The following is a 22908-nucleotide window of genomic DNA, read 5'->3' as shown; positions in this document are numbered from 1 at the left end:
TAGTATAGACGAAATATAGTATGTATATCAAGGAGATTAATATATTAAACTTCCGAAGCTTTAAGGAAGCTTTAATACCCTTTCATGAAGGAGTGAATGTTATAATAGGTCATAATAACACCGGTAAAAGTAACCTGCTCCGTGCGATGGGGTTAGTGCTTAGCTATAGTAATGGTCATAGATTAGGTACCAGTGACTTATTTTATGAGACAGATGTGGCAGAGCTTCAACGGCAGTCACCACGGATCCAAATAACTCTTGTCTTACGTAGAAGTGCAGATGAAAACTTAGATTCAGCAGATATGGCGCTGTTTGCCAATATGATGACAGACCCAGCATTAAGCGAAGAGGCTGAATTAAGATACGAGTTTAAACTGGATGATAGCCAAGAGAAAAACTATAAGGCAGATGTTGCTAACGCAATTACAGCCAAAGAAATATGGAAGATTATAGAGCAAGACTACATCAGACTCTATAAAAGTAGTCGCTCGGGAGGTAATCAGGCTGCTGGTATCAACATCAATGAGACGTTGGGGCAGATTGACTTCCAGTTCCTTGATGCTATTCGCGATGTCAGTCATGACCTATATGCAGGTTATAATCCGCTCCTTAGGGATGTGCTGAATTTCTTTATTGATTACTCAGTTAAGAATGATGTCACAAAGACAGAGAATGAGATAAAGGAACAATTAAAAGCCTTAAGAGATGATTTCGTCCAACAGTCTAGGCCATTGATGCAAACTTTACAAGATAGGTTACAGGATGGGAAAAACGTATTTCTGAAGTACGCACTTGATACAGGCGCAACATTTAATGGAGCCGAACCAGATTTTGATGGAACGGTGACAGAGAATGAGATGTTCTCTGTATTGAGAATGTTTATCAAATACGCTGTTGGTATAGAAGTGCCAGCTACATATAATGGGCTAGGGTATAACAATCTTATATATATGTCGCTTTTGCTTGCAAAGATGCAGGCAGACGGAAGCATTGCCTACATGAAACGCAATGCCAAAGTACTCTCATTCCTTGCTGTAGAGGAATGTGAAGCACATTTGCATCCTGCCATGCAGTACAAGTTCCTAAAGTTTCTGCAGGACAATAATTTGAATGGGCATGTACGTCAGATATTCATGACCTCACATTCTACCCAAATTGCCTCGGCGGTAAAGCTGGATGACTTAATTTGCTTAACCTCACCTGCGTTGGGACAGATCAATGTTGGCTATCCACGTGCCATATATAAAGAAGAGAGCTCTAATGATATGGTATCCAAGCAATATGTTCAAAGATTTTTGGATGCAACTAAAGCGGATATGTTCTTTGCCAACAGATTGATTTTTGTCGAGGGCATTGCAGAGGAGTTGCTGCTCCCAGTCTTTGCCAGGTATTTGAATAAGAACCTTACAGATGAGCATGTGCTAGTGGTGAATATGGGAGGTCGCTATTTCAACCACTTTCTAAAGTTATTTGATACGAAAAATCCATATACCATCAACAAGAAAATTGTCTGCTTGACTGATATTGACCCCTGTCGAAAAAAGAAAGGAGATGACAAAAATTATGAAGTTTGTTACCCATATGAGTACAATATAGATACAGACAACTACGACTATAAGCATCATGCTGATACAGAAGTAGATCAATATGTAGTCCATCCTAACATTAGGTTCTACAGGCAAGATGTAACGTATGGAAAAACGCTGGAGTATGACCTAATGCGTGAGAATCCCAATTGTGAACTGTTATTGACTGACTCTGTGTCCAATCGGGACGAGATAAAAGCAATGATGGCAGAACTGGATGTGAACAAGATGATGGGTAAAATGCGAAACAGTGAGGCTAATACACGTATAAAGTCATCAATAGACCAATCGGGGTGGGAGGATGAAGAAAAGAGAAAAGCCTTACTTGCATCGCGTTATTTGAACTCCGTTTCAAAAGGCAGTAATGCGCTGGAACTAAACGTGACGCTTATGGATAACCTAGAGAAACCAGAAGCAGAAAGAAAAGAGTTTCATGTTCCCCAATATATTATTGATGCATTAAAATGGCTACTATCATAAAATCAGAACAAACTATACCTATAGACGAACCATTTAAGGTGACTGCTGGGCCTGGTGCAGGAAAGACACATTGGCTGATAAACCATATCAAGAAAGTGGTGTCAAATAGTCACAAACTTGATGTGGTGAGAAAGGTAGCTTGTATCACTTATACCAACGTGGGTATCGATACGATCACTTCACGTTTGAATATGGGGAATGACGTGGTTGAGGTATATACCATCCATAGTTTCTTGTATGCAAATGTGATAAAACCCTATATTCATCTAATTGCTGAGGACTTCGGGCTGAAGTTAGATAAACTTGTGGTTATAGATGACTCTAATTTTAAGTCAGAAGGAATAGCTGCACTAGTTCTAAAAAAAGTTGGCAAATCATGGTTAGATACCAAAATCTACCTGAAAGGATTGGAGAGGGCAATGTGGCGTTATGAAAACCATGAGTACAAACATTACAAACCTGATCACCCACAGGTTTATAAGATAAAAAGTGGTAAACGATATGTGGGCAATGACTGGTATATGGGGTTCAAAAGATGGCTATGGAGTGGAGGGTATATGTCTTTTGATGACATTTTGTATTTTTCTCATATTCTGCTTTCGAGATACCCCAACATATACACATTGATAAAGGCTAGATACCCATATATTTTCGTGGATGAATTTCAAGATACAATACCTTTTGTGATTGACTTACTAGCCAAGTTAGGCAATGAGGGGGTAATTGTGGGAGTGGTTGGCGATAAAGCACAATCAATCTATGATTTTCTAGGTGCTACAGTGCAGCAATTTGACAGCTTTACTGTTCCAGAAATGCAGGAGTATGAAATACGAGGGAATAGGCGTAGCACGAAGCAGATAATAGACTTGCTGAATATTGTCAGGACTGATTTTTCGCAAGACTGGCTGAATGGATCAGAAGGAATGATGCCAGAATTGCTTGTCGGTGATATGCTTAACTGTTACCAACAGTGTATAGAAAAGAGTGGAACTGACGAAATACAATCGCTTGCCTTTCAAAACATACTTGCCAATTCCATGCGTAAAAAGAACGGGGTGCGGGAGGTAGAGAATATATTAGGGATGGATTTTGATAGCAATGCAGAGCGTCAGAAGGTGATAAAGGCGTTGATAAAGGCCGTGGAATATACAAGAATGAATGACTTGCGAAATGCTTGGCATCAGTTAGATATCATCGATCGCGATAGGACTCAAACCATCGTGGTTCTAAGATACTTGCTGGATGGCTATAAAGACTACAAAGACGGAAGTCTGATGGATTTCTACAATTTTCTGGTAAATGATTTACATGTCAAAATGACCAAGATAAAAGGCACGGCAATCAGGGATTTCTATCAGAACCACACGTACGCAGATGCTGCCCTTGGAGTGAAGTATGGTGATTCAAATAACAAGCATAAAACCATCCATAAGTCAAAAGGAGAGGAGTATGATAACGTGTTTGTTGTTCTGAAAGAGGAAAAAGACTTAGAGTTCCTGTTGTCACCAAACCTAAATGACAACAACTCACATCGGGTATATTATGTGGCTGCCAGTCGTGCAATAAATCGCTTGTTTATCTGTGTACCGACATTGAGTGCAGAAAAACGTATCCAACTGGAAGGCATGCCAATAAACATACTTCTCCCCAATAATAGCTAATTGGGGTCGGTGCAGATTTGATTTGAAGGCTTAAAGTTGCACCACACTCTAGTTATTTCCACTATAGGCAGTTACGACAATGCCGTCCTGCTTAGCTAGCAGGACTTCGGGTAGGATCTGATGAGTCCATACATATATAGAAGCGAATGAACTCTCTTATACCAAAGGCTACACCCAAGATTCATAACCTTGGGTGTAGTTAGGATAACATGCCATCGCGCAGAAGCAGGTTAACCACGCTGCGCAATATGTGCAACGAGCGCATGGCCATAGGGTTGCGGATGGCGTTGGTGCGGGGACTGCCCAACTGAAACACGCCCATCTTGTTAAGCTTTGCATCGGGATAGGCCTCTATCATCGAGGGATGGTAAAGTGCATCGGCTGCACCAGGGCGCAGGTCGACCACATCTTGGAGGTGACTTTTAATGCAGAAGTCTATCGTACCCTCAATGCCACGGTCATCGGGGTTATAGTTCTCGATTACCTCCAGCAGCCCCGAAAGAATCTGCTCGCGTTTGTCGGCATCATCCCAAACAGCCGCTGTAACGATGTCGGGTATCTTGGCCAAGAGTACGGCGTGGGCGTAGATGAAGCCTTGGCGCAAGAAAGGCAGGATGTTGCGAATGGCCTTAAGACTTAACGCGGCAAAGCCATGCGGAAGTTTGGCATTGGCAAACTTCGTGGCACGAGCCTCATCGAGTTGTAACTTGTCGGTGGCGAAAGCCTTTAACTTGTCTTTCGACGAGAATGAATAAAGCACATTCCATACATCATCCGCCATTTCGTCGATGGTCTTTGTGCCGTTCTTCTTTCCAACAGCCGTGTATGTCTCGGCAATGCCTGCCTTCCAATCGCTGCCGAAGATGTCTATCAGCTGCGCTGTTACAGGACATCCCGACACACCTTGGTGCATGCGGTAGTTAAACCTGAATGGTTTTTCGCCTGCATCCTTATACCAGGCGTAGTTGTTTTTGCCTGCCAATGCCTTTGCAATGTCCTCGAAATCGAAGTTGGGCTTAGACTTTCTGAAAAACAGCGGCCACACCTTTTCACGTTCTTCCGCGTTTAGCGGTCGTAATGAAACGTCTTTAGGGGTTTTTATCTTAATGTTGTTGAGAATGCAGAGCATCCTGAACGCTTCGTAATCGGGGTGCGATTCGGCACAGCGGGGTTTCTTAGGTTCGAATGTACATTTGCCTACACCCTTGCGTTGCGACTTTAACGGGCGTTGGAAATACAAGGCTCTTTGCAGCTTTTCAACCCATTGGGCATCCAGTTCTTGCTTTTCGCAGATGGCCAAGAACTCCTTTATATAATGTTCTTCCCTGTCGGTATATCGGCTCCTTAGCCTGACGGTGTTGCCATGTTGCTTGTAGAGTTGATAGAAATACTCGCCTAGAAAGGTGCAACCAGCCTTTTCCATCTCTACAGAAAGCTGGGCTATACCCGATTTTACCTTGCCCGACTCGGCGGAATCGGACGTGGTGTCGAGCCTGTTGCTAAGAAATCCACGGCGTTGCGCCAAATGATAAAATGCCCGACCCAGAAGAAAACGCTGACTTTGATCGGTAAGATCGAGTTTTTGCGTTAGGCAACGATAGCGGCAATAGTAAGGGTTGTTCTCTTCGGCACTGCCCGAACGCTGCCAAAGCATAAAGTCATCGGTGAGCGGATATGTTTTCTTGGCTTTCCATTGGCTAAGCTGTTGGTCGGAAAGATAAGGGCATAGGTCGAGACTTACCAACACTTTCAGGGTATCTATCTTACGCAGACGCCGCCTGGCATACTGCACGCGCAATGACTTGTATTTGGATTTTACGGCCGCTTTTGAGGGTACTGGTTGCCCATCTACATTTACGCCTTCGGTGAAGATAACATCGCCACGTCTTACCAACGTGTAATTTCCCTTAGCATCTCTATCTACCACAGCCCAAGCAAGGCTGTTTGTACCCGTATCAAGGCCCAATATTCGTGTATTCATAATCGTTAGTTATGGTGTTGTTTGTTTCTTGTTATTTACTATCCCATTAGGATCTAGGTGTAAAATTACATTAATTATTTGGTAGGGCAAAATGTTTTTGTTAATTTTGCAGCAATAAGATATATTCTACATCTTATCACAATAAGGCTATATGCCGAAGGGCTCAGTCCCTATTGCCCCTCTTCGGAGGGGCTTATTTGTTTTAAGAGGTGACGGAAAGGTGGGAAAGGTGAAAGGGTGAAAAGGTGAAAGGGTGAAAAGGTGAAAGGGTGAAAAAATGGCTTCGCCCTTTAAAGGTGAAAGGGTGAAAAGGTGAAAAAATGACTTCGCCCTTTAAGGGTGAAAAGATGGAAAGGTGGAAAGATGGAAGGGTGGAAAGAAGGGAAAGGTGAAAAGGTGAAAAGGTGAAAAAATGGCTTCGCCCTTTAAAGGTGAAAAGATGGGAAAGGTGAAAAGGTGAAAAGATGGAAGATTGAAAGGGTGCTGGACAATGAACAGTTTGGGCTTAACACAAATGGGGCATTAGCATATTCGCCCTCATTTTCCCCAAAAAGGGAACACTGAATATACGCAAATTGTTAGCTCGCCGCTTACATTCGCGGCACCAAAGGAAGATTATCGTAACACCTTGCTTTTCAACCTTTATGGCCAAACAGAGTTGCTTTTGGAAAATTGTTGTTAGTAACTAGCAGGATGCGCATAGCATGGCATCAGCATACCCTTAGCGGGGGCAAAGGAACACTTTGGTCTGCTTACGGTGTATCTATGGCTTTCCTAATCCTATTCTGTTTGACGACAATGGCCGATTGGGGTTTAACTAAAACAAACCCAAATAAAAAGTCCCTATGCCAGGAAGACCATTGAACGGGCAATTGCCAACCCTTAACTTAGACAATCGTTGCATTCAACGCCCTTTACCCACCATAGGGATAAATTAGCAAACGCCCATTTGTGCTTTGCGTATGGTCGAGATATTGGCTGCTCTCCCGTGTTTGTTGCATGGCAGACACCGCAAGGAAAGACCGAAAAAGAATTAATGGAGCAAAGAAGTGTAAGAGAATTCTGCCCAAAAAGGGACATGAAGACCAACTATTTCTCCGCAACTTCTCTGATAAACCTATTCGTCTACGAACCAGTTTGTTTCTCCATTAATTCATCAAACCATTAAAATCACAAACATTTTATCATCACTCTATGATTTCTTGGCGTTTATCCGCGCTTAAAGATGAATGGGGTTACGAGGTGAAGAGTTGACAAGTTAACCAGTTGACAAGTTAACGGGTTGCCAAGCATTTGGTTTAGCTTGCTAGTGGGGCTAGTCTATCTAGCTGTACTAGGAGTTCTAGTTATTCTAGGCATGCTAGTTATACTGGGTTTTCTAGTTGTACTAGGCATGCTAGCATTTTAGGCCTGCCAGCTTTCTAGTTAAACTAGCCCCAACTATACTCGTCCATCGGTGGGCGAAGCCATTTTTTCACCCTTTCACCCTTTCAACTTTTCACCCTTAAACACCTTTTCACCTTTAAACGTCTTTCTACTCTTGCGGCAGCATTTCCACGGTGATGCGGTTGCCGCTTTGCAAGATTTGTTTCATCAGCGTACACAGCTTTTCGGGTGTTTGTTGCTTAATCATGTCGCGATAACGGGTGTGCATATTGATGCCGTGGCGGCGATACATGTTGATAACGCCACTCCAATAAGCGTTGGTTTTCTCGGCACTAGCCACATTTTTAAGCATATACTCTTTCACCTTGTCGAGCATGGCAGCATCGCAAGTGCGCGTCATGTTCTCGGCCTCGCGATAGATGATGGCCATAGCCGTGTCGCGTTTCTCTGGTTTCACAGGACAAGTAACCAATACGGAGTAGTCGTGGTAGTCGCCTTCGATGGTTGCTCCGCCTTCTGCCGACACCGAATAGGCTGCCGATGCGTCTTCGCGGATTGTCTTGATGTAAACCATAGAGAGAATTTGACCAATCATGTTCATACGTACGGCATTCTCCACCGAATAAGGTACGTCGGTGGTGTGCCACATAACGCAAGCCATTGCTTTGGGTGTTTCCATCTTACGACGGAACACATTCTCTATCTTACCTTTGGCAAACGAACTGGTGAGATGACCTTTAACCACCTTTCCCTTAGTGGGCAGCGAACCGAGATAACGACAGATAAGCTTGCGGAGCTGCGGTTCGTCGAAGTCGCCAATGAAACTAAACGTCCATGCAGCGGCATTGTTTGTGCGTTCGCGTGCTATTTGCAGTATGCGGTCGTAGTTGATGTCGGGCAGGTCGGTTTCCAACACGGGGCGAAGACGTGGGTTATGGCCGTAGACCGTGGCCACGAGCGAGTCGTTGAAAGCAATGTCGTGGTTGAGGGCGCGGTTTTTAAGTGCCGTGCGCCACGAGTCCATCAGGGTGGCAAACGCTTGTTCGTCTTTGGTGATGCCACCCGACAGATACAGGTGGGCCAGCTGCAACATCGTTTCGACATCGCGCTTAGACGAACCACCCGACATGCCCATATACTTATCGCCAATGGAAAGGCCGGCACTTGCAATCTTGCCAGCAAGAATTTTGGGTAACTCCATACTGCGGAATCCACTTAAGCCACTAATGGACACAATGTCGTTGAATACGGCCAAGTTGGTGTAGTCTTTCGGACCATAAAGCGACTTGCCGCCATGTGCGCTTGCGGCAAAGTTCACTTGGTCTTTCTTAAAGTCGGTTTTCTTCAAGATAACGGTTACGCCATTGGCCAGTTTCAACTCGGTATAACCCAGTTCGGCATTCTTTTTCTCCTTGACAATCTTGCCGGGACGGGGTAACTTGGTCATCAATGGAACCTCCTTCACCGTATCAACGTAGGGTTCTACCTTGGTTTGGCGTGCGGCGTGCACTGCTTGCAACAAGGATTCGGGCGTAGGATACACGTTGCCTTCCTTTTCGTTGTTGAAGTTGATGATAACCATATTGCGGTCGGTCTCGGGCAACAGCTGCGGCAGAATGGCGTTGATGTCGGTTAACGGGATGTTGGGCACCAACTGTTTCATTATCTCGTAATAGTCTTCGAAGGCGGGAATGGGTTCTTGCGAGAGGAAATGACCTTTGTAATCGTCGGCAAACGAGGCGTTGCCACGCTTGTCGCGACCATTGTACGCCTTTTCCAATGCACTGAGCAAGTTGGCCTTGGCGCGATCGTACTCGCTTTGGGTGAAACCAAACTTGGCGGCGCGAAGGGCCTCAACCAGTGCGGCTTGCAATGCGGCGGCAGTACCAGCCATGTCGCGCGGCGTTGCACTAATGGTGAAGGCTCCCTTTGTTTTGGCGAAGATGAAGTTGCCATCGGCAGCCGATGCACCCAAATAAGGACAGTTGGTAGAGTTTTGTGCGGCCTCGGCATAGCGGTCGTTGAGCATGCCTAGGGCCATGTTCTTGGCATAGTTGGCCAAGAGATAGTCTACGTTGCGTTTGAGCGAGTCGGGCCAGGCCTCGTGTTTGAACGATACTTCTACCGAGCTGTTGGCCTGTTCCTTATCCTTATCCACAACGATGATGGGTTCTTCGTTGTCGGGTACGGGCACATCCACCACTTTCGCTTGGTTGTCGGGGTTCTTCAATGGGCCGAAAAGCTTTTTAATCATGGCCTCGGTGTGGGCTACGTCGATGTCGCCCACCACAATAATGCCCTGATTTGATGGATGATACCACTTTTCGTAGTAGTCGCGTAGCTCTTTGGGCTTGAAGTTGTCCACCACACTCATCAGTCCGATGGGGAAACGCGCGCCGTACTTCGTTCCAGAATAGAGTTTAGGCAGGTTGCGTTCGAGCATACGCGATGTGGCTCCGGTGCGTTCGCGCCACTCTTCGTGTATCACTCCGCGCTCTTTGTCAATCTCAGTTGGGTCGAGTGTGAGCGCATTTGCCCAGTCGCTGAGTATCAGCAAGCACGAGTCGAGTGCCGTCTGGCGCGTGGTAGGCACGTTGGATATGTTGTAAACGGTTTGGTCGATGGAGGTGTAGGCATTGAGGTCGCCGCCAAACTTCACGCCAAGCGTTTCCAAGTAACGGATAAGTTCGTTGCCTGGGAAATGCTTTGTTCCGTTAAAACACATGTGTTCAAGGAAGTGGGCCAGTCCGCGTTGGCTCTCTTCTTCTTGTATCGAGCCCACCTTCTGTGCGATATAGAAGTCGGCGCGATGTTCTGGCCAGTTGTTATGGCGTATGTAATAGGTCAGCCCGTTGGGCAGTTTGCCTATCCTTACGGCGGTGTCCACGGGGATGGGTGGGGCCTGGTTAACGCCTTGTCCACGCAAGTTAGTGGGGACAAGCAGGGCTAAGAGTGCCCAGCCCCGCAGGATTGTTTTTAGGTTACTCATTCTTGTTTCAATAAATCGGTTACTTGTTAGCGATGTTAAGTCATCGGTTTACCCTCGACAAACGTAGCACGGCAGGCCCGCCCCAGCTGCATCTCGTTCGGCATCCGCAAGGTTATGGGGGCGAAAGTGTTAGGAAATGCCCCTAGGTTATGTATAGTTTGGATAGCGCGAGATGCCGAGATGGAGGAGAAATGCGCCGAGGGCGGTTCGTCCTACCTGCTATTTAGTTTGGGGTTTAAGGCATGTTCTGGATATGCTCTTTTATCGAATAGGGCTGCCGTTATTTACAAAGGCTGGCTCCTGAAATAAACTTTATTGGCATTTTAGAACCGGCTTTAAGCTACCCCGAAATGCCATCTTGCGATTGTTCGTTGCCGCCCATTTATTCCATACCTTGCCTAGGCGGGCACCATTTGCTCACGGCTAGGGGTACACGATTGCCATGAACCACCTAGCAATGAGCAAAGTATGCCAGCTAAAATCAAGGTTCCATCAAGAGCGGTTTATAGATTTCGCGTTATTCTTTTGCGGCAGGCGTAGTGAACTTCACCTTTTTAAGTTCGCCCCACTTGCCGTCTACGTTCTTAGCCATCGAGCAAGCGTAGTAGGTGGTGAGCGGTGTAGCGTTCCATCTTGCCCTGTCCACGCGGTATTGGTTCCAGTAAATGTCTTTGGGATGGTCGGTTTGCAGCATCTTGATAACACCGATGTTGCCCATGTCGGGTTTGTTAAAGGCCTCTTCGGTGATGATGATGTCGCGGTGCAACGATGCTTGGTCGTTGGGCGAGTACACTACATCTTGATAGTAGCCGCCTTTCTTACTACCGCCAAATTCGCCAATCTTTATGTCGACTGTGGCTTCGCCGGGTCCGCCAAGCTTTTTCGTGGTAACGGGAACCTTGGTTATCTCTTGGAAAACGCCATTCTTATCCCATGGCAACACGCAGATTTCGTAATTGGCATCGGGCACCATCTCGCGCCAAGTGTGTTGCTTTTCGGTGGTGTAGTCTTTGCCGCTGAACTGCTTAATCATGTCGTAAGCGTTAGAGAAACCCATCATGGGGCCGTGTTCTTTCACGGTTTGTTCGATGGTTCCACCCTCAAACTGGCATAAGGCGTAGCCAGCCACGTCGGTGTTGGGCGTAAACTTCACCGTAACGCTGTCGGGTCCGATGTTCATTACCTGTGCCAGCACCTGCGCCGAGGCGAAACCTTGTCTGCGAGGAGCGGTAAACTGCGTGCGAGACACCTTGCCGGGCTTGCCGTCCTTGCCATAGCCAAGGGCGATGAGGGTGTATTCTTTCTCCGGAACAACCACCAATCCGTAGTCTACCAGTTTCTTATCTTTGACGTTGTCGGTGTATCGGGGTTTCTTCTGACCCGTGAAATATCCGTCAACAACCTCGTCTTTGATGATGCCGGCAATGTCTGATGTGAACAGCGCAAGACAATACGCTTGGCATTCGGCCGACTTTTTGAGCGTAACAGTTGGCGCGCCACCCTTGTTGGCCACGCTAACGTTAAGGCTTACCTTATCTACACTTTGCGCTTGCACGGCAAACGCGCCAGCCAACAGCATCATCAGTGCGCCGGCACTTCTCTTTAAAACCATCATGTTCTGCATTTTATCTGTTTTTGTTTTGCGGCCACCCCACCACCTTGGGTAAGGGGATGGCCGTGTTGTGTTTTTAATACATGTCTACTGTGGCGCGGATAAGTCCAAGCTGCTTAATGGCAACCACCTTACCACCCACATTTAATTTCTTTCTGAATGAAGGGTTCAACAATTCTTCAGCCTCGTAAACCAAGATGTCGCCATTCTCACAACCAATCACTAAGTCGTGATAATTAGAACCACTTAATAGGTCATCGCGGTTGTAAGTCATACTCGTTATCTTCGATGTTATACCCTTAAGCGGAAGTTTTATTATCTCGTAATCAAATTGGCCAGGCCAGCCCAAACCGCTGCGCTTAATTCCATACACCTCTTTTCCTTCGGAGAAAAGGTCGATATAAGCCTTTGAACTTGAATTCGTAAGGCGTGTTCCTGCTGCGACGAGGAAAACTGTTTCCTTATTAAACAAATGGCCAGTCACCTCGTATGGTCTTGTGTACGAGTTAGGTTCATTTAGTCGTCGTCCACGATTGTCCACGGCGAATGTACCAACCATCGACTTACCACCCGTATTATAGTATATCTGGAACCAGCTATTTGCATTGTTGTCCCAATATTGGTCGCCGTTCATTAACGTTAGATAGTACACTTTTGTGTCGTCGGGCATCTTCATTACGGGTACACCCTTCCATCCGTCCTTGTAGAGCGTGGTCATATAGCTTCGGTAAGAGCCGTATGCACCGTTCTGTAAGCTTGTTGCAATAAGCACACGCTTGTTTTTCTCGTCGTAACAAGGAATGTTCGTTATACCCCAACAGGTATGTCCAAACTGCGTAATCTTATATCCCAGCGAGTCTAGGTAGTAAGGCTCTGTGATGAATTTACCCCCTAGATAGTTCCTGCCAAACTGTCTAGTAAAGACACGTCCGTCTTTTGTTGCCACCCATGAAAAGGCGTACGAGTCTGTTCCACCACCGTCTTGGTCCTTACGCGAACTAACCTTAAAGTCTGCGGGGGTTCCTTCATCGAATTGCGAACTCATATCCCAGACCTTTTGCAAGTTGGCCGAATTGAGCACATACGCATCGCCTTCTTCGGTAATGGCCGTTGCCGACCCAACAAGGCTCACGTTCTTTGCTGCAGAAAGGTCTAATTGTTTGGGCGTACCAGGCAAATCTTGTGAGAAATGGCGGTCGCTCAATACAAAATCGGAAACATATCCGCCCGTCTTAGGGTCACGCGAATAGTCTAGGCGCATTACGTTAACCTTTCCTACATGTGGCTCGTTGGGTGACTTTGCCGAATAGATAAGGAAGTCAGCCTCGTCTATCTGCGCATGGAAATAAAAAGTTGTCTTCACCTTAAAGCTAACGCCTGTGGATTTCTCGATAATGGCAAAGTCGCCGCGCTCATAATCAGAGATGGGCATTTCTTCCAACCCACACCGTTTCATAAACTCTTCGTAAGGAATTTCGGCTTTCAAGTCTGTACAGAAAACTTTCCCATAGTAGCGCCATTCGTAGCGCACTTCCCCACTGCGTTGCAACGAGTCGAGTTTACCCCAATTAAAGCACTTCGTTCCGTCTATCCTTATGGGTCTTCCTTCCCTAACAGAAATCTGTATTGGGCTACTCATGAAATCACGTGTCCACGTTGGAGGTTTGAGAGACTCGTATTCATAGTTTCCCTCGTCGCTGAAACAAGCTCCCAATAAAAGGGGAACGCTCAGCCATATCATGAAATGTTTAATCCTTTTCATAACTCTGTTTTTTTAAGTGCAACACTATACATTTACTGTTATCGGCGTTACGCCATCTTCCTCTACGGCTTCCTTTGGATGTTCGGCCAGCCACCTTTTAAAGTTTCTCACTAGCAGGATTGCCTTTGCAGGATTTCTCTTCACCAATTCGCCATCGAAGATTAGCTTGGTGTCTATATGTGTCACAAAGAGTTTGTACTTTTTGCTCGAATAGGTGCCCAAAAGGTTTGTCTCTACTTCATCTTTCCACCATTTTGGTTTAATGGCATCGCGCGTGAGCACCACCAAAGCCCTAATCCTTTCACTTTGTCCCAATTGAAGTGCGCCTTGTGGAACCAATTCCACCATCAGCCTTAACCCATGTGGGAAATCTTTCAAACGGGTTGAGCGATGCATCTTAATGGCAATGGTGTCGTTTCTGTTGGTTGCATTAGGTGCGGCCTCACGTGCACGGAAGGTATAAATGTCCTTTATTTCATACTCCTCTGGCTTGGCAGTGGTTTCTTCTGGCACCACACGCAGCTTGAAGGTTTCATCGTGTGTGAGGTTTCGCCCAGCTATATGCACTTCCAATAGGGCGTCAATGCTGTTAACATCGTCGTTGTAGAAAAAGAACGACGCCATAGTAGAGTCGGCTTTCTCTGTACCAGGAGCTACTGCATCTCGATAGAACTTCTCGAAATAGACGTATCTGTCGTCCCCGAATGTTAGTAGCGCATCTTCCTTACAGCCCACCAACAAGGCCAATATGGTCAAGGGGATAAAATAAAATAATCTTTTCATAAACAAAACGTTAAGGGTTATCTTAATTCCTCAATGGGCAATGGCACCACGCACTCTTCTTTCTTAAAGGGAGCTTTTGTGCCGTCGTCCCGTTTCACTTCAAAGTTCAGCCTTTTGTATAGGTAGAACAATTGGCCTTCGCTAATCCATTCGCGTTGTCCCTCGCGCACCAGGTCTTTCAAGAAACCGTCCAACGATGCCTGCGTAGGCAAGTCGCCATTACGTAAGCCTCTGTTTCTACGCATCTCATTAAGGATTTCGTATGCTTTGTCATACTCTTTGTTCCTTGCCAAAGCCTCGGCTATGATGAATCGCATCTCAGATGTGCGCAATATCGGGAAGATGTTCAACGTGCGTTTGCGTTCGTCAGTATCTCTTGTCTTGACATACCATTTGGTGGAAAGCAAGATGTTGTAAGAGTTTATGGGTTTGTAGAGCAACCTTAAACAGCGTATGTCGTCTTTCGATTCATCCACTCCACCTGCTGTCTTAAAGATGTCTTGCCCATCTACATCTACAGCACAGAAACTATATTGTGCCGGCGACTTCTTCTCACGAGGGAAACTAGCCTCTATTCCCGAAAGTTTCGCCTCGGCTTCGTTGTCCCTGTAAATTCCAAGTAAGAGGTTGCCAACCATGCGGACATCTCTCATTTGTTCAGGGTCTTGTGCATAGGCAAACCCATTAAAGTCCTCATTTTTGAAAGGGCTATAACTGGTTCCGCCTTTAGCATCAGTGCACTTGGCATCAAGTACTTCTTGTGCAAGTATCTTTGCCTTCTCGTAGAACGAGGCGTCGTAGGCTGCTTTATACTGGTAAGCCCTTGCCAAGAGTCCTGTTATGGCCCAATAGGAGAAGCGGTAGCCACGACCTAAGAAAAACTCGTCAAGGTCTTCAGTCTTTCCATAGCCTTCCATTCCATACTCAAGATTATTATAAAAGCGAGCTTTCCCCGAAGCATTAGCACTCATGCCCAAGGGTGAAAAGTCGTAAAGTTTCACTAGTTCGCGTGCGTCTTCCAAATCTTTGATCACCATGTCCAAAGACACCTTTACGGGAACATGCGCACCTAGAACCTCAGGGAAGGTGGTGATGTAGGGTATGTAAGCCTGTCCATCGTCGTTAACAGGTGCGGGAGCAAAGAGCCTGAGCATGTCAAAATGCAGCAATGCCCTTATGGCCAAAGCCTCACCATATATCACTTTGCGTTCCATCTCCCCTTGCCTAAACTTCGAATCACTTGCTTTCGACACGTTGTCGATAAGGTCATTGGCGGCGGCTATTCTGTTATAGGCCGTCATCCACATACTATTAAGCACTGGTTGCAAGGCCACATTCTTAAACTCGCGTTTACCAGCAGCAATGAAGATGGTGCTGCTCTGCTCGTCTTCTCGGAGGTCGTTGCGGTATTGGTTAGAGAAAAAGTCGATAACGCCGTATTGCAGTTGTAATCCATACAGCTCATCCACTGCCAATCCTTTATAAATGCCATTGAGCGACGACCTATATCCATCCGACCCTGTGTAGAGTTCGGTCGATGTAGACTTACCGTCTACAGGCACAGTGAGCCAATCGTTGCAACTGCCAAACACAAGGCTTAGCATTGCCGATGTAATCAGAAAATATATCGAACGTTTCATACGCTTTGTCTTTTAATATTGATACGTTGTTAGTAACTGGCGCGCAAGCCGATACTATAGGTGTGCGCGTATGGGTAAGAGAGTCCGCGTTCTACCCTCACCGTGCTCCATCTGGCCAAATCCGAGGCGTTGAATGTTAACGATAAGGCATTCAGCTTTAACTTCGAGGTGATAGCCTTGGGAAAATCATAACCCAACGTTAAGCTATTAAAATAAACGTAGTTGTCGTTTTGGATAAAACGCGATGTGGCATTAGTCACAGCATTCTGTCTGATTCCGTAGAAAGCTGATACATCACCCACCTTACGCCATCGCTCGGTAAGGATGCGGCGGTCTACATTCTCATCCTTTATCTTGGCATTTTCCACTTTCGAAACAAGCGTATGGTTATATGCCTGCCCACCATAGGCGTACTTAAACGAGGTGTTTAGGTAAAACCCCTTGTAGGCCACATTCACACCGAACGATCCTTGCACATCGGGATTAAGGTCGCCACAAACCTGCATATCGTCTTGATTCCACTCCTTGGTTATTGTCCCATCCTTCTTGCGGAACAGTTCCACACCTGTTGCGGGATCTATTCCCAACGAAGGAACGGCATAGATGGCCGTGGTGGAAGCGCCTACATAATAGAGTATGGGTGGAAGCGATCCGCCCCTACCGCCATTTTCGGTCTTGTTATTCTCGCGTATGCGCTTGTTATAGTCTTCTATCGAAGAGTTAAGCTTGGTTATGCGGTTCTTGTTCGAAGCTAGGTTTGCGTTAAACACCACAGAGAGATCGCGGTCGCGGTAAACCGTAACGTTGGTTTTCAATTCCACACCTTCGTTCAACACGCCGCCAGCATTGCCGCTATAACTGCTAAATCCAGACGAAGGACGAATCTTTATCTGGTCGATTGTCCTGTCAGTGGCCTTATGATAGTAGGTGGCCTCGAAGAAAAGTCGCCTCTTAAATAGTTCGAAAGAGAAACCCAAGTCTAGTGTCTTGTTCAATTCCCATGTCAAATCCGGGTTACCCATAGTGGCTAAGGTAACTGCGGGCCCTGTGTAATACCACGATTTCGTATCCACATTATAGCTGCTTATCACGTCGAAACGCGAGAATGTTACCTTACCTGTACTTCCATAAGTACCCCTGAAGCGAAGAGAGTTAACCCATGGGAACTTTTTCATGAAGGGATAATTGTGCACATTGACACCCAAACCAATGGAAGCGAATGGTGCAAAACGTTTCTTCGAACTAAATTGCGAGGAACCGTCGAAACGGAAAGAGGCATCTAAAAGGTATATCTCATTATAAGTATAGTTCAAGGCGCCCAGCCAACCCACAGTTCTAATCGTCGTTTTTGAGTCGCCTGCCTTACCATCTTGCTGCGCTGCATAAATGGGCGTGTCTAGTTGTCCTAGGCTAAAACCCTCATAACGACGACCTTTAGTTCTGGCTATCTGCTCTTGCAAGTCTACCGCTCCTGTTAAATTGATGAAATGCTTATCTAATCGTTGGTTAAAATGCACTTCCCCTTTGCTACTCCAACTCAAATCTTCCTGTTCAGAGATGGTCAGCGTACCTTTCCTGTTGGCACTGGATGCCTTAAACCTAGAATCTTTAGGATCTACAAAAGCATTGTTATCCGTGGTTCTCTGGGTTACACTGAACGACCCGCGGAAGTAAAGCGAGGGAGTAAAATACACATTCAGTGCAAAATTGTCGGTAAAGTCGGTAATACCACCTCTACCCGAATAGTTCGCTAGGTTTTGCTGCTGCCAAAGCGGATTAGCCTTCTTCGACATCGGTAAGTTCTTCAACAGTTCTCCGTCTTCTCCATAAATTGCCTCATAGGGCATGTAAGTTGAATAGGTTCCGAAACTTCCGTATGGAGAATCTTCGTATGTAGTACGGTTTATCGTTGCTTGATTTTGTATCTGAAGCCATTCGTGCAAGCGATAATCGAGCGTCATGCCTGCACCCCAACGATTACGATACGAGCCTTTCATTACACCGCCGTTCTTATCATAGTTCAAGTCTATGCCATAACGAATGGAGTTTACACCACCCGAAACATTCAATGAATTACGCCAGTTGGCGGTGTTGCGCAATGGACGCGACAACCAATCGGTGTTAACACCACGGCGCACCTCGTTCAGCTTGTTGTTAAACTCGATGTCTTTCTCCACCTGATCCACCTTGTTGGATGCCGTATAAATACCTGCGTCTTGCTCCACTTGTAGTTTTTCAGCTGCATTAGTCAGGTTATAGTCCGACAGGTCGGGGAAGGTTAGTTCCAGGGTAGTGTTGTAATCGATGCGTATCTCGCCTACTTTCGGGGGAACGGACGTTACCACCACCACGCCGTTTGCCGCGCGCGAGCCGTAGAGTGCCGTGGCTGCCGCGTCTTTGAGGATAGTCATACTTTGGATGCGGTTGATGTCCATGTCGTAGATTTTCTGTACAGGCACCTCGAATCCGTCGAGCATGAAGATGGGCATGTTGGGGTTTCCCAAAAGGTTGGTGCGCCGTTCCAGCGCTTGGCCGTTGGCATCGAACTCCTGGCGTTGGATGTTTGATGCACCGCGGATGTTGATTTCGTTGATGTGGTTGGGGTCCGAACCAAATCCGCCGCGGTCGATAATACGGAAAGAAGGGTCGAAAGCCTCCAAGGCCTTCACGGCATCCTTTACGTTTACCTTTCGCAACTCGTCGCCGGTCACCACCGTGGCCGTACCCGTAAAACTGTTTTTCTTCAGTTTCTGAAACCCCGTAACCACCACCTGGTCCAGCTGGTTGGCATCGTCTTCCAGATAAACTGTTACAAATCGTTTCTTGCCCACGGTAAACTGGCGTGGCTTGAAACCGATAAAACTAACGTGAACCACATTGCCAACCGACAAGCCTGTCATCACGAACTTCCCGTCGGCCGACGTAACCGTGCCCTTGGTTCCGTCTTTAAGTTTCACCGTGGCGCCCACAACGGGTTCGTTCGTGTTGTTGTCGATTACTATGCCTTCAATCGTAATGTTGCCCGTTGAGCCCGGGCCTTGTGCATGCGCCTGGCTCCAACACAGCAACAATGCCATGAGCCAGAACATCACGTTCGCTGGTCTTGATAAGTTTCTACGCATAGGTATTACAATTTTCGAGTTTGTAAATTTGTTATTTAACCCTTTTGTTTCTTGTTTAGTGTTAGTTATTCGATGGTTGATTAAGACGTTCGGGTTTCATCGTTAAGGTTTCTGTTCCGCCGCCGCCTTTTTAGGTCCATATTTAGCCGCCTTTTATGCCTATATATTATATAGGAGTGTTGCGGCGGCCGATAGGTAACGCTGGATTGGTTGCAGCTATCTGAAAAGTGGCGCAAAACAATTTTTCGCAAATATACACCTTTTATTTATACCAACAAAATGGAAAATTCGATGATGTCACTAAGTGTTGCACTGCAACATCCCGATGAACAAAGGGGTTTCGAGGGTTTACAACAAGCTGAAAATGGCTTAATTTGCAACGGAAAAGTCTGATGATATTCCAAATTTCAGAAACGAATTGGCCAATATGCCAGTGCCCGACAACAACAAACATGCGGTTTTAAGAATATAAATCCGCACGCGCCTCATCACAACATGCCGCCGAAATAAGTAGCAACACAATGGGCTTTTGCAACGCCAAGTTGGCAAAGCGGCCCATCCCCTAGCCACCCTTCTCCCCCACAGCCTCATCGCCCCAGCCTGTGTGTGCAGGCGTTACCGGTCTTTGCAGCACATCTATCACACCCATCTGCTACACCCTACTACCATTGTTTTATGCCGCTAAAAAACGTGCAACGCAGCACCTAAGCAACAAAATACGGCCAATTATCTGCATTTAGGAAGAAAAAATGCTGCAATACGAACTATTTTTCATAATTTTGCCAATGAGCCGCCATACATGCCGCACAAGCGAAACCCTCCCTCTGATGGACAAAGATTTCCCATTCAGCTCAGACCGACAAGCTACAACGGAGATTTAACAGAACTGTCAAACAACCTTGCATGCGCCATGAAAGCGGACTGCTATCAACGAAATCACAAACAATGATGTGCGCCCAGAAACAACACTCCATTTTCGCGCTGCTTGCCCTAACCTTGCTGACGTGCGCCTGCCATAACCGCACACTTTCAAGATTGGAGCAGATAGACTCGTTGTTAAGCCAAGACAACGTGGAGAAGGCCTACACGCTTGTGCAGGCCATACCCATACACGAGATGGAAAACAGCGATGAAATGGCCTATTTTACGCTGCTTAAAACCGAAGCTACCTACCGAAACATGATTTCAATCGACAACGACTCGATAGACATCTCCGTGTTTTATTACGAACAACACGGACCCAAAGAACAGCTGGCGCGCGCATACTACTACAAGGCCTGCATCCTTTTCTTCAACCGCAACAACGTTACTGCCGCCATAAAACTGCTGAAAAGAGCCGAAAACACCGCCAAAGGGCATGGCGGATTGGCCTTGATGCACAAAATCTTCTCTACCCTAAGCTACATCAACCTCTGCACCAAAAACTACAACACGGCACTGAATTATGCCGAAAAGGCGCGCGGCATGGCTACACGAGCCAACAACGACCTATGGATGGCGTACAGCCTCTCCTATATCGCCAATGCGTATAGCGGACTGGACATGCCCGACAGCAACCTGAACTACCTGCTTAAAGCGCTTAAGCTGTACAAACACCTCGACACCGAAAGCCAAACCGTGCTGCTGGCCAACATCAGCGACGTGTACAGCCAGAAGGGAGACACGGTGAAATCGGCCAAATTCATACTTCGCGCACTAAAAGAGCGACCCGACAGCTACACTTACACCATTCTTACCGACCTATATATCCGGCAAGGACAATATCAAAAGGCATTCGACTTGCTGCAAAAAGCCCTGGCAAGCGACGACGTGTACACACGCGAGAAAGCCCTTTACAACCTTTTCAAGCTGAAACAGAAAATGGGCGACTACGTGGGAGCTGCCAACACGGCCGACTCGCTGCTCATTTTCAAAGAGAAACAACAAAAGGAATGGCAGGCCAACAACGTCTACGAAATACAAAACAGATTCGACATCGAGGCCAGCGAGCGCGAAATACGCTCGTATCGCATTTATATCACTTGCTTGGCCTTGGTGCTGGTGCTGTCGGTCATCACCTTGGTGCTGTACCATAAGTATAAGGTGGCCAGAGCCAAGCGCAGTATCTTGGAGAAACGACTGCTCATTAGCGAATACAGCGACCGCATCGACCAATTTAAAGTGTCGCAAACCGAGGCCAATAAAGAACTGAACTCGCTCAGACAAAGGGTGAACAACCTTAAAGATAAAGAACTGAAAGTGCTGAGCAACGGCAAGCTGCTGTACGAAAGCATACTGCAAAACCATTCCACCGTACATTGGAGCACGAACGATTTCGCCGATTTCATCGAGTATTTTAAGTTTGCCGACCCAACATTCATGCTTTCGTTAGACAACACTTACAACAACCTTTCTACCCGTCAATACCTCTTCCTCATCGTAACGGGTAAGTTGGGAAAAAGCGAAACCGATGCGGGCGACATCCTGGGAATTAGTCCAGGTAGCGTGCGCTCTATCAAGAGCCGCATCAAAACAAAAAAGAAATCATAACCCAAGCGCACGTTGGTTTTACAAACAGGCACAGGCCTTTAAGAGGAGAATTTGCGCTTTTTACAGAAGAACGAAAAAACATATATGCAGTAGCCTTGTCCTTTTCAGCAGTTATTTTCTGTATTTAAGGGCTCAGCCTTTTCCACATCGGGTATCTTTCTCTGCGCAGATGCAGGCTTTGGTGCTGAACAAATACATGAATGGATCCATATAGAAGTGTTTGAAATAGGTCCAACACCACACAAACTAGCTGGGTGAAATGGGGCTATGTCGCATTTACAAGTAATTTTGCCGAAGGGAGAGAAAACCAAAATAACTTCAAAGGAGAAAAAGAAAAAGCGGAGGATTGTTATATGATCGACAACATAAAAGAATATATAAAGTTAGCAGACAGCAACAACTTAGAAGATAATAATAGAACCAAAATGGAACAATTATCTTCCGAAGTAATCTCTGAGATAATTCATAACTATCCCGAGAGGAAAGCGTGGCTCGTTCATAACAAGCACATACCCATTGACGTGCTAAGACTTCTTTGCACAGACAGCAACGCGGATGTTCGGTTTACGGTTGCTATGAAAAACAAAAATGACAGATATATATTTGAGACTTTGATGAAAGACCCTGATTTCTCAATTCGAATGGCTGTTGTAAGAAACAAGAAAATCCCAATGGATTTATTAAGAAGAATGGCAGATGATAAGAGCGACAAAATAGCCACAGAGGCAATGAGGATTTTAAAACTAAGGAATAGAAACCGTCTCGGCTTTTAATATTCCTATAAACTGAAAGAAATTTGTCGTCTTTGTGATGCCAATACAAGATAAGCACGCCTCCCATATACGAAGTGCAGCACTTATCAACTCCTTAGCTTATAAATTCCTTGGCTTGTAAACTCACGAAAGCCAAACTACTCCCGAAGAAATCAACTCATCAACTCAAAAGCTCAAAAAATCAAAACTAATCAACTCAACAACTCATCAACTCATCAACTCACGAACTCAACAACCCATCAACTCATCAACTCATCAACTCACAAACTCATCAACTCAAAAACTCATCAACTCATCAACTCAAAAACTCATCAACTCAAAAACACATCAACTCAAAAACTCATCAACTCACAAACTTATCAACTTAGAATCTTAAATTCTTATTTTTATTTTACAATCTCGTTCTAATTTCCACGCTGTTCTAGCGAAAAAACAGGCTCTAAAGTAGTTAAATTGATACCATTTCGAGTCTTTCACCCCTCTTACCCTGTCCATTTTTAAGAACAAAACCTGCATTTTGCACCATTTAGCCTTTCTAGTTTGGGTGGCAACCCACGATTTTTCAAGTCCGATTACGCCCCTTTAGCCCCTAAAATTCCACTTT

General features: G+C 45.9%; 11 protein-coding genes. 4 read left to right on the top strand and 7 right to left on the bottom strand.

Features of this window, described 5'->3' with window-relative positions; genetic code table 11:
• Nucleotides 1-20 precede the first annotated feature (20 nt).
• Both HMPREF0670_RS12815 and HMPREF0670_RS12810 read left to right on the top strand, forming a co-directional pair.
• Complete coding sequence (locus tag HMPREF0670_RS12815; RefSeq protein ID WP_009231578.1) at nt 21-2066, top strand: AAA family ATPase; 2046 nt, start codon at nt 21-23, stop codon at nt 2064-2066.
• Nucleotides 2051-3727 (top strand): ATP-dependent helicase, encoded by a 1677-nt coding sequence (locus tag HMPREF0670_RS12810; protein WP_009231577.1) that lies wholly within the window; start codon nt 2051-2053, stop codon nt 3725-3727. Before HMPREF0670_RS12815 ends, HMPREF0670_RS12810 begins: the two co-directional genes overlap by 16 nt.
• 199 nt (nt 3728-3926) lie before the next feature.
• Here the strand turns inward: HMPREF0670_RS12810 and cas9 are convergent, their stop codons facing one another.
• The 7 genes from cas9 to HMPREF0670_RS12770 form a co-directional block, all read right to left on the bottom strand.
• Nucleotides 3927-5708: a type II CRISPR RNA-guided endonuclease Cas9 gene (cas9, locus tag HMPREF0670_RS12805; protein WP_009231576.1), complete on the bottom strand. Its 1782-nt coding sequence runs from the start codon at nt 5706-5708 to the stop codon at nt 3927-3929.
• A gap of 1534 nt (nt 5709-7242) precedes the next feature.
• Entirely contained in the window at nt 7243-10083 is a 2841-nt protein-coding gene (locus tag HMPREF0670_RS12800; protein WP_044078308.1) for a M16 family metallopeptidase, read from the bottom strand.
• Between the two features lie 517 nt (nt 10084-10600).
• A complete protein-coding gene (locus HMPREF0670_RS12790) occupies nt 10601-11698 on the bottom strand; it encodes a hypothetical protein (protein ID WP_232213930.1) in 1098 nt (365 codons plus the stop codon).
• Between the two features lie 73 nt (nt 11699-11771).
• Complete coding sequence (locus tag HMPREF0670_RS12785; RefSeq protein WP_009231573.1) at nt 11772-13457, bottom strand: PKD-like family lipoprotein; 1686 nt, start codon at nt 13455-13457, stop codon at nt 11772-11774.
• A gap of 24 nt (nt 13458-13481) precedes the next feature.
• Nucleotides 13482-14240: a DUF4843 domain-containing protein gene (locus HMPREF0670_RS12780; RefSeq protein ID WP_009231572.1), complete on the bottom strand. Its 759-nt coding sequence runs from the start codon at nt 14238-14240 to the stop codon at nt 13482-13484.
• Nucleotides 14241-14257: 17 nt separating this feature from the next.
• Nucleotides 14258-15880, bottom strand: coding sequence for a RagB/SusD family nutrient uptake outer membrane protein (locus tag HMPREF0670_RS12775; RefSeq protein WP_044078305.1), 1623 nt, complete (start codon nt 15878-15880; stop codon nt 14258-14260).
• A gap of 29 nt (nt 15881-15909) precedes the next feature.
• Nucleotides 15910-19002, bottom strand: coding sequence for a SusC/RagA family TonB-linked outer membrane protein (locus HMPREF0670_RS12770; protein WP_009231570.1), 3093 nt, complete (start codon nt 19000-19002; stop codon nt 15910-15912).
• Between the two features lie 945 nt (nt 19003-19947).
• On the opposite strand from HMPREF0670_RS12770, the gene HMPREF0670_RS12765 reads away from it, so the two are divergent.
• Complete coding sequence (locus HMPREF0670_RS12765) at nt 19948-21531, top strand: tetratricopeptide repeat protein (RefSeq protein WP_044078304.1); 1584 nt, start codon at nt 19948-19950, stop codon at nt 21529-21531.
• Between the two features lie 254 nt (nt 21532-21785).
• Nucleotides 21786-22304 (top strand): HEAT repeat domain-containing protein, encoded by a 519-nt coding sequence (locus HMPREF0670_RS12760; RefSeq protein ID WP_198009311.1) that lies wholly within the window; start codon nt 21786-21788, stop codon nt 22302-22304.
• The last annotated feature ends 604 nt before the right edge of the window (nt 22305-22908 follow it).

Origin of the sequence: Prevotella sp. oral taxon 317 str. F0108, from assembly GCF_000162415.1 — a bacterium.
Classification (GTDB): domain Bacteria; phylum Bacteroidota; class Bacteroidia; order Bacteroidales; family Bacteroidaceae; genus Prevotella; species Prevotella conceptionensis.
The sequence above is the reverse complement of the archived record's forward strand: the minus strand, read 5'-3'. Positions and strand labels throughout refer to the sequence as shown.

Excerpts from the sequence above, each read along its gene's own strand:
- HMPREF0670_RS12815 (WP_009231578.1), top strand. The coding sequence starts at position 21 with ATGTATATCAAGGAGATTAATATATTAAACTTCCGAAGCTTTAAGGAA.
- HMPREF0670_RS12810 (WP_009231577.1), top strand. The coding sequence starts at position 2,051 with ATGGCTACTATCATAAAATCAGAACAAACTATACCTATAGACGAACCA.
- cas9 (WP_009231576.1), bottom strand. The coding sequence starts at position 5,708 with ATGAATACACGAATATTGGGCCTTGATACGGGTACAAACAGCCTTGCT.
- HMPREF0670_RS12800 (WP_044078308.1), bottom strand. The coding sequence starts at position 10,083 with ATGAGTAACCTAAAAACAATCCTGCGGGGCTGGGCACTCTTAGCCCTG.
- HMPREF0670_RS12790 (WP_232213930.1), bottom strand. The coding sequence starts at position 11,698 with ATGATGGTTTTAAAGAGAAGTGCCGGCGCACTGATGATGCTGTTGGCT.
- HMPREF0670_RS12785 (WP_009231573.1), bottom strand. The coding sequence starts at position 13,457 with ATGAAAAGGATTAAACATTTCATGATATGGCTGAGCGTTCCCCTTTTA.
- HMPREF0670_RS12780 (WP_009231572.1), bottom strand. The coding sequence starts at position 14,240 with ATGAAAAGATTATTTTATTTTATCCCCTTGACCATATTGGCCTTGTTG.
- HMPREF0670_RS12775 (WP_044078305.1), bottom strand. The coding sequence starts at position 15,880 with ATGAAACGTTCGATATATTTTCTGATTACATCGGCAATGCTAAGCCTT.
- HMPREF0670_RS12770 (WP_009231570.1), bottom strand. The coding sequence starts at position 19,002 with ATGCGTAGAAACTTATCAAGACCAGCGAACGTGATGTTCTGGCTCATG.
- HMPREF0670_RS12765 (WP_044078304.1), top strand. The coding sequence starts at position 19,948 with ATGATGTGCGCCCAGAAACAACACTCCATTTTCGCGCTGCTTGCCCTA.